Genomic DNA, 1155 nt, shown 5'->3' on the forward strand with positions numbered 1-1155 from the left:
CCGTTAATTTATATTACACCGGTACCAACGGTGCAGCGCAGGCTTTTGCAAAAGAGATGCTTGAAACGGGTGTCGTAGCCCAAATCCGCGCCATGCCTGGTAATGAACGTTACGAGTATTTTCAACCGCTTAATGATTCTGAAACGATCCTTTTGATTGACGCCTGGCAAAATCAGGCCGCCATTGACGTGCACCACGCCTCTCCAATGATGGCTGAAATTGCACGTCTACGAGAAAAATATGATTTACATATGCGTGTTGAACGATACTTATCCGATGAGGATGGCATACCAGACGCTGATGCAACTTTCATTCGTAAATAATCGCTATGACACTGGTTCAATTTTATGAATCAGTGTTTTTTAATTTAACGCTTCCGTCACAACACTATTTTGAATATTATTACGATAAATCTTTGGCCTTCATTCGTTCCAGTTCCTGTTGAACTTTCTTCTTACGGGCATCCAAGCTACTTAGCCAAATACCATTTAAAATTGCTTCACCAGCTAGCAGCGGTGTTAATGCACTGAAGAATGACGTATGATAGAAAATCACCAAATAACCAACAAGCACGGCAAATAATACACTTGGTACAGCCCCAAACCATTTTGGCAAATAGCGATCCGCCAGATAAATAACTGCCGCTATTAACATCCCCATCATTAGTCCTTTAAAATCACTCATTTATTTGCCTCCCGATAATCCGAAATAATTTCCTTTGCAACATCCAACGATATTTTTTCCGCAATCACCATCTTCATAATGCGGCCTTCAAAACTATTAGCTTGTTTACTATCAATTAAATTAATGGTCTGAATGACCATATTCAACCTTGTTCTAACAGTTGGGTAACTCACATCATATATCTTTGCTAATTGTTTTAGTGACCCAGAAGAAAGTACCAATTGTTTTACAAATTCCTGATCTTCAGTACTCAACTCTAAAAACCATTCCATCACTGCGCTCCTTTAACATTGTTTATTTAACTTTAACAATGTTAAATAAAATGTGCAAACTTAATTTATAAAAAGAAAAAGTCGCGTTGTTAAAACGTGACTTTTGGATAATATTTATTAAATTCTGTCAGTGTAAAAAATTAGTTTGTGTGCTTGAACAGACTTCCTTCGCTAATCTCAAAGACCTCAGTTGCAACAT

The 1155-nt window shown here is 37.6% G+C and carries 3 protein-coding genes; 1 reads left to right on the plus strand and 2 read right to left on the minus strand.

The annotated features are described in order from the left end of the window. Window positions 1-323, plus strand: a 323-nt coding sequence (locus tag WEIDD23_RS02395; protein ID WP_062358722.1) for an antibiotic biosynthesis monooxygenase family protein, incomplete at its 5' end; no start/stop codon positions are given. A gap of 79 nt (window positions 324-402) precedes the next feature. Here the strand turns inward: WEIDD23_RS02395 and WEIDD23_RS02400 are convergent. After that, complete coding sequence (locus tag WEIDD23_RS02400; protein ID WP_010373814.1) at window positions 403-684, minus strand: hypothetical protein; 282 nt, start codon at window positions 682-684, stop codon at window positions 403-405. Continuing rightward, entirely contained in the window at window positions 681-956 is a 276-nt protein-coding gene (locus tag WEIDD23_RS02405; protein ID WP_010373816.1) for a DUF2089 family protein, read from the minus strand. The genes WEIDD23_RS02400 and WEIDD23_RS02405 overlap by 4 nt, the downstream gene beginning before the upstream one ends. Between the last annotated feature and the right edge of the window lie 199 nt (window positions 957-1155).

Origin of the sequence: Weissella sp. DD23 (assembly GCF_001579105.1) — a bacterium.
Classification (GTDB): Bacteria; Bacillota; Bacilli; order Lactobacillales; family Lactobacillaceae; genus Weissella; species Weissella cibaria.

Excerpts from the sequence above, each read along its gene's own strand:
- WEIDD23_RS02400 (WP_010373814.1), bottom strand. The coding sequence starts at position 684 with ATGAGTGATTTTAAAGGACTAATGATGGGGATGTTAATAGCGGCAGTT.
- WEIDD23_RS02405 (WP_010373816.1), bottom strand. The coding sequence starts at position 956 with ATGGAATGGTTTTTAGAGTTGAGTACTGAAGATCAGGAATTTGTAAAA.